General features: G+C 62.4%; 5 protein-coding genes. 4 read left to right on the forward strand and 1 reads right to left on the reverse strand.

What is annotated here, in order from left to right:
* The first annotated feature begins 42 nt into the window (after positions 1 to 42).
* The 3 genes from JKV55_RS17635 to JKV55_RS17645 all read left to right on the forward strand — a co-directional run bounded on the left by JKV55_RS17635 (position 43) and on the right by JKV55_RS17645 (position 1,707).
* On the forward strand, positions 43 to 603 hold the full coding sequence (locus tag JKV55_RS17635) for a YceI family protein (protein ID WP_202088186.1): 561 nt from the start codon (positions 43 to 45) through the stop codon (positions 601 to 603).
* Between the two features lie 15 nt (positions 604 to 618).
* On the forward strand, positions 619 to 1,347 hold the full coding sequence (locus JKV55_RS17640) for a hypothetical protein (protein WP_202088187.1): 729 nt from the start codon (positions 619 to 621) through the stop codon (positions 1,345 to 1,347).
* Between the two features lie 87 nt (positions 1,348 to 1,434).
* Complete coding sequence (locus tag JKV55_RS17645) at positions 1,435 to 1,707, forward strand: Rdx family protein (RefSeq protein WP_202088188.1); 273 nt, start codon at positions 1,435 to 1,437, stop codon at positions 1,705 to 1,707.
* Here the strand turns inward: JKV55_RS17645 and olsF are convergent.
* Entirely contained in the window at positions 1,687 to 3,420 is a 1,734-nt protein-coding gene (gene olsF / locus JKV55_RS17650) for a bifunctional ornithine lipid synthase OlsF (protein WP_202088189.1), read from the reverse strand. The genes JKV55_RS17645 and olsF overlap by 21 nt on opposite strands.
* 441 nt (positions 3,421 to 3,861) lie before the next feature.
* Here olsF and speA point away from each other — a divergent pair, with 441 nt between their 5' ends.
* Complete coding sequence (gene speA / locus JKV55_RS17655; protein WP_202088190.1) at positions 3,862 to 5,766, forward strand: biosynthetic arginine decarboxylase; 1,905 nt, start codon at positions 3,862 to 3,864, stop codon at positions 5,764 to 5,766.
* The last annotated feature ends 234 nt before the right edge of the window (positions 5,767 to 6,000 follow it).

Raw genomic sequence — 6,000 nt, forward strand, 5'->3', positions numbered from 1 at the left:
CTGCGAATGATACGCAGCATACCAATAATGACGGAGATCGTTATGAAAACCACCGCTACCCTGTTGTTCTCTTCCCTGCTGCTGGCCGGCCCGGTCCTGGCCGCCGATTATAAGGTCGATCCGGCCCATACCTCTGTCGTGTTCGAGGTGGGCCACCTGGAAGTCAGCACCCTGGTGGGTCGCTTTAACGAATTCGAGGGGGACTATCATTTTGACGGCGACAATCCCTCCGCGGCCAGGGCTCGTCTCACCATTCAGGCCGAGAGTATCGACACCAACCATGAAGACCGGGACAAGCACCTGCGCAGCCCCGACTTCTTCGACGTACGTCAGTATCCCACCCTGAGCTTCGAAAGCACCGGCTATGAAGGTGACAAGGACAGCGGCACCCTGGCCGGCAACCTCACCGTACATGGGGTAACCCAGCCGGTGGCCTTCGACGTGCGTTTTATCGGGGAAGGCGCGGATCCCTGGGGCGGCTACCGCAATGGCTTCAGCGCCGAGACCCGGATCAAGCGCAGCGACTTCGGCATGAGCTATGGCCTGCCCGGCGTGGGTGACGAGATAGCCATCAGGCTGTTTATCGAAGGTATTCGCCAGTAACCGAAGGAGGCTGTCATGGGCTTGGATCTGCTGATTCAAACCCTGCTGCCGGCTGCGATAGCGGGCGCCATCGGATGGTGGCGCCCGTCTTTGTTCTGGTGGGCAGCGGGGCTGGCGGTATGGGCAACCCTGGGATGGGCGACCCAGTGGTACTTCTGGCCGACCCGGGGTATTCACTGGTTTCCCTTCGTGTTCTGGGCGGTGGCGCTGGCGGGGCTGGTGCCGGCCGGTGTAAGCCGGGCACTGCATTTTGTGCTGGCCGGGGGCGTCTTCGTCCTGGCGCTGTGGGCCCTGCTGCCCCGCTATCCCGAAGCCATTATCGGCCTGCTGGCCTTCTGGCTGTGGCAGGGCTGGCGGGAATGGCGTGCAGGCCCCGGAAGCGGGATCGGCTTCGTGGCCGGGGCGGCCATGTTCACCCTGGTGGTGGCCATCGGCGGCAGCGTGCTGCTGGCCCAGGCCGGCGGAGCCCTGGCGGTGCTGGCCGGTTTCCTCTGGCTGGCCGGACTGACCAGGAGGATGTCCGACCGGGACATGACCGCCGGCTATGTGCTCTGGCTCGCCCTGTGCTGGCAGTTCATCCCCATGGACTGGTGGGTGGTGGCGCTGGCGCTGGTGCCGCCGCTGGTGGATCAGGGCTTGCGCGGCCGAGGCCCCTGGCCCGCGGCCCTGGGGGCCCTGGCCTCGGCGGTGCTGGCCGGCGCCGTCGGTCTCTGGCTGGTATGGCCCAAGGTGTCCCTGTATTGACCGGTACGGAAAGCGCCCTCGGGCGCTTTCTCGCGCTTTACCCCGGCGGCGGCTTGGGTCATGCTGCGCCTTTTGGGAGGAGAAAGCATGAAACCCAGAGTGGAGATCCGCTATTGCACCCTGTGTCGCTGGCTGCTGCGGTCGGCCTGGCTGGCTCAGGAGATATTGTCGACCTTTGCCGACGAGGTGGGGGAGGTGGCCCTGATCCCGGGGGACAAGGGCCAGTTTCAGATTTATGTGGACGGCGCGCTGATCTGGTGCCGGGTGGCCGACAACGGCTTTCCCGAAGCCAAGGACATCAAGCAGCGGCTGCGGGATAAAATCGCCCCCGAGCGCAGCCTAGGCCACAGCGACCGCTGACTTCTCCGCCGGCGGCAGATGGGGCGCGATATAGCGCTGGTAGCGGCCGGCCTTGAGCCGCTGCAAGTCCACCATGACCAGGCCATCGACACAGTCGGCAAACTCCGGATCGGTGCCGAAGTCGATAAACTGTACGCCGCCCGGCTCGCACAGCTCCGAATACTGTTTGTACAGGGTGGGGATGGCGGCCCCGAGATTGTCCAGCAACTGTTTGAGCAGGGTCAGATCCTGCTGGTAATCCCTGCCGCCGAAGGTATCGCGCAGGGCGGGTGCCGTCGGCGGCAGGGGGCGACGGGAGCGGGCCAGGGCGGCGGTGGCCGGGAAGTACAGGCGGTAGAAGGCCACCAGCAGATCCCGCGCCGCCACCGGCAGGGCGGCGCTCAGCGAGACCGGGCCGAACAGGTAGCGGTAGTGCGGGTGGCGGGCGAGGAAGGCGCCGATGCCGAACCAGAGGTAATCCAGGCTGCGCCGCCCCCAGTAGGCGGGCTGGATAAAACTGCGGCCAAGCTCCAGGCCCTGGGCCAGGAAGGGGGCCATCTCTTCGCCGTAATCGAACAGATGGTGGCTGTAGAGGCCGTTCGGACCTTTTCGGGCGAGTTGTTCGGCGGTGGGGATAAAGCGATAGGCGCCGATCACTTCCAGCTCTTGTGGATCCCACAACAGCAGTTGGTAATAATCATCGTCATAAGGGTCCAGGTCCCGCCGTTTACCGGTGCCTTCCCCCACGGCACGAAACGACAGCTCCCGCAGTCGCCCTATTTCCCGCAATATCACGCAATGGCCGGCCCGGCTGGCCCGGGTCAGATAAATGGCTTTGCCGTCCTGGGTCTGGCCGAGCAACTCGCATTGCTCCACCGCTTTTTTCAACTGCTGTCGCGGCTCGGGCGGTGCTACCGCGACCTGGGTGGCGAACAGGCCGGATTTGCCCTTGCCCAGCCGGTACAGGTGGCGGCGAAACAGCAGGCATAGGGCCTTGTCGGTGAGGCCGCTCTGCCGACAGCATTCCCAGGCAATTGGCTGGCCGATGCGCAGGGAGATCGCTTTGTCCTGCTGGCGGAACATTTCCCGTACCAGCAGTAAGCCGCCCAAAGGACGGCAGGCCAGTGAGCTGAGATAGAAGATGGCGGAATTGCGTCCGCGGATATGCACCGGCACTATGGCCGCCCTGGCCTTGGTGGCCAGACGGATAAATCCGGAATGCCAGCGGCCGTCGCGGATACCCTTGGCCCCCAGACGCGAGACTTCGCCGGCGGGGAAAACGATCACCACGCCACCCAGGTCCAGGTGACGGTGGACGGCACCGAGCTGGGTGCGGGCGGTTTTGCCGGTCATGTTGTCCACCGGCAGCAGTAGCGAAGACAAGGGTTCGAGCCGGGCCAGCATCTGGTTGGCGATGACCCTGGTGTCGGGCCGGACCCGGGACACCAGCTTGAGCAGGGCGAGGCCGTCGAGGGAGCCGATGGGATGATTGGCGATGATCACCACCGGGCCGGAAGCCGGAATGTGCTCCAGCTCCTGCTCGCGCAACTGGATCTGAAAACGAAAATAGTCGAGCACCTGCTCGACGAAGTCGAGGCCGCGCAGGTGTGGATACTGGGCGGCGAAGTCGGTAAACGCCTGCTCGTGCAACAGGTAACGCAATACCGCCTTACAACCGGGTACATGCTGCCATCTGGGCAGGTACTCGGCGGCCAGGATATCGACAGATAACATAACGGTTTCCTCCCTTGCAGTGGTATTCAAGCTAGGAAACCCCCATGACGGTGGTATTGCGCCGCCATGATCATTCTATGACAGGGGGGCGATCTGCTGCAGATGACGGAAGCCCATGGGCGCGGCTTTAACGATGCCCGCGATGTCATCAGCCAGCCGCCGGCGGTTCAGGCGCTGGCCGCGCAATAAAATTGTCTTCTGCCACCGTCATACTCTGGTCATGGTTAAAGTCTCTGTGTACACTCGCCTGCCCCGATTTTTATGGCACCTTTCGGGGTAAGTGGCAGCAAGACCCGTTACTATAAAACAGAGCTGTTTTGAGTATTTTTGCCCCGGGCAGCGGGTTCTCGATACCATCGAGGCGTCAAACAATTATCGCTCCGGGCCTGCCGAGGCCCGGATCTTCTATGGTCCTTACACCGATAGACGGGGACAAAGAACATGGCAGAATGGTCCGCAAACGATGCGCTCAAGGTTTATAACCTGCCTTACTGGGGCGCTGGTTTCTTTCATCTGGACGACCAGGGACGGGTCGTCGTTACTCCCGACAAGACCCGCCCCGAAGCAAAAGTAGTGTTGTCCGAGGTGGTTGAGCAGCTCAAGGCCGAGGGCTATGCCGCCCCGGTGTTGCTGCGCTTTCCCGATATCATCAAGAGCCGGATCGATGCCCTGTTCAACGCCTTCAACGGCGCCATCGAAGATTATGGCTATGAAGGGGACTACCTGACCGTTTACCCGATCAAGGTCAACCAGCAGCGGGGGGTACTGGACGCGGTCACCAAGGCCTATAAAGACAAGCCACGGCTGGGACTGGAAGCCGGTTCCAAGCCCGAACTGCTGGCGGTGCTGGCCCATACCCATGAAACCGAGTCGGTAATCGTCTGCAACGGCTACAAGGACAAGGAATACGTACGCCTGGCGCTGCTCGGTACCAAGATGGGCCACCAGGTCTATATCGTGATCGAGAAGCTGTCGGAGCTGACCCTGGTGATGGAAGAAGCCAGGCGTATCAATGTGACGCCGCGCCTGGGCGTGCGCGCCCGGCTGGCGTCCCAGGGCGCCGGCAAGTGGCAGTCCAGCGGTGGCGAGAAGTCCAAGTTCGGCCTGAGTGCCTCCCAGGTGCTGGCCCTGATCAACCAGTTGAAGGCCGCCGGCTGTATCGACTGGCTGCAGTTGCTGCACTTCCACCTGGGTTCACAGATTGCCAATATCCGTGACATCCAGAAGGGGATCCGCGAATGCGGCCGCTTTTACGCCGAGCTGCGCCGGCTGGATGTGCCGGTGGACATAGTGGACGTGGGCGGCGGCCTGGGCGTGGACTACGAGGGGACCCGTTCCCAGAGCTACTGCTCCGCCAATTATAATTTGCGCGAATACGCCAACAACGTGGTATGGGGCATCGGCAACGTCTGTCGCGAGTTCGATCTGCCGTACCCTCGAATCATCAGCGAGTCGGGCCGGGCCATTACCGCCCACCATGCCCTGCTGGTGGCCAATGTGATCAGCATAGAGTCGGCCACCCCGACCCAGCCGGCGACGCCGGCGGACGATGCCCCCTTCCTGCTGCAGAACATGTGGGAAACCTGGGAAGATCTGTGCCGGGAAGATCCGCCTCTGCTCGAAATCTACCACGATACCGTGGCCGAGCTGGCCGACGTACACGAGCAGTACAACATGGGGTTGATGAGCCTGGAGGACCGGGCCTGGGCCGAGGAAGTGCACCTCAATATCTGCCTCGGCATCAAGGCCAGGCTGGACTCGGTCAACCGGGCGCACCGTCCCATCATGGACGAACTGAACGAGAAGCTGGCGGACAAGTGCTTCGTCAACTTCTCCCTGTTCCAGTCCCTGCCCGATGCCTGGGGTATCGATCAGATCTTCCCGGTGCTGCCGCTGGACGGGCTGGATCGTCCGCCGACCCGACGGGCGGTGATCCTGGACATCACCTGCGATTCCGACGGTGCCATCGATCAGTATGTGGACGGCCAGGGGGTGGAAACCACCTTGCCGATGCCGGAGTTCGTGCCTGGTCAGCCCCAGTACCTGGGCTTCTTCCTGGTGGGGGCCTATCAGGAGATCCTGGGCGACATGCACAACCTGTTCGGCGATACCCACAGCGCCGAGGTGGTGCTGGATGAACAGGGCCAGGTGCAGATCAACAACATCAAGGCCGGCAGCAACGTGGCCGAGCTGTTGCGCTATGTGGACATCGATCCCAGCGTGATCAACGCCCAGTACGAGCTGCAGGCCAGCCACCCGGATCTGGACGAGGAAACCCGCGCCATGCTGCTGAAGGAGCTCTCCGCCGGCCTGGAAGGCTACGCCTACCTGGAAGAAGAGCTCTGATACGTTCGGCGTAACGCCAAAGGCCGGAGGCGCAATGCTTCCGGCTTCCAGCTTCCGGCTTCTAGCTTCCGGCTTCTAGCTTCCGGCTTCCAGCTTCCGGCTTCTAGCTTCCGGCTTCCGGCTTCTAGCCTGGCTTTTAGTCACAAGTTTTTGTTGACATTTTTCATATTTTTACACGGGCTTGGTGCACCATACTCATGGCCGCCAAGCTCTTTTCTTACCCTCCCACTCTCC

The organism is Zobellella iuensis (assembly GCF_016746085.1).
In the GTDB taxonomy this organism is placed as follows: Bacteria; Pseudomonadota; Gammaproteobacteria; order Enterobacterales; family Aeromonadaceae; genus Oceanimonas; species Oceanimonas iuensis.

Excerpts from the sequence above, each read along its gene's own strand:
- JKV55_RS17635 (WP_202088186.1), top strand. The coding sequence starts at position 43 with ATGAAAACCACCGCTACCCTGTTGTTCTCTTCCCTGCTGCTGGCCGGC.
- JKV55_RS17640 (WP_202088187.1), top strand. The coding sequence starts at position 619 with ATGGGCTTGGATCTGCTGATTCAAACCCTGCTGCCGGCTGCGATAGCG.
- JKV55_RS17645 (WP_202088188.1), top strand. The coding sequence starts at position 1,435 with ATGAAACCCAGAGTGGAGATCCGCTATTGCACCCTGTGTCGCTGGCTG.
- olsF (WP_202088189.1), bottom strand. The coding sequence starts at position 3,420 with ATGTTATCTGTCGATATCCTGGCCGCCGAGTACCTGCCCAGATGGCAG.
- speA (WP_202088190.1), top strand. The coding sequence starts at position 3,862 with ATGGCAGAATGGTCCGCAAACGATGCGCTCAAGGTTTATAACCTGCCT.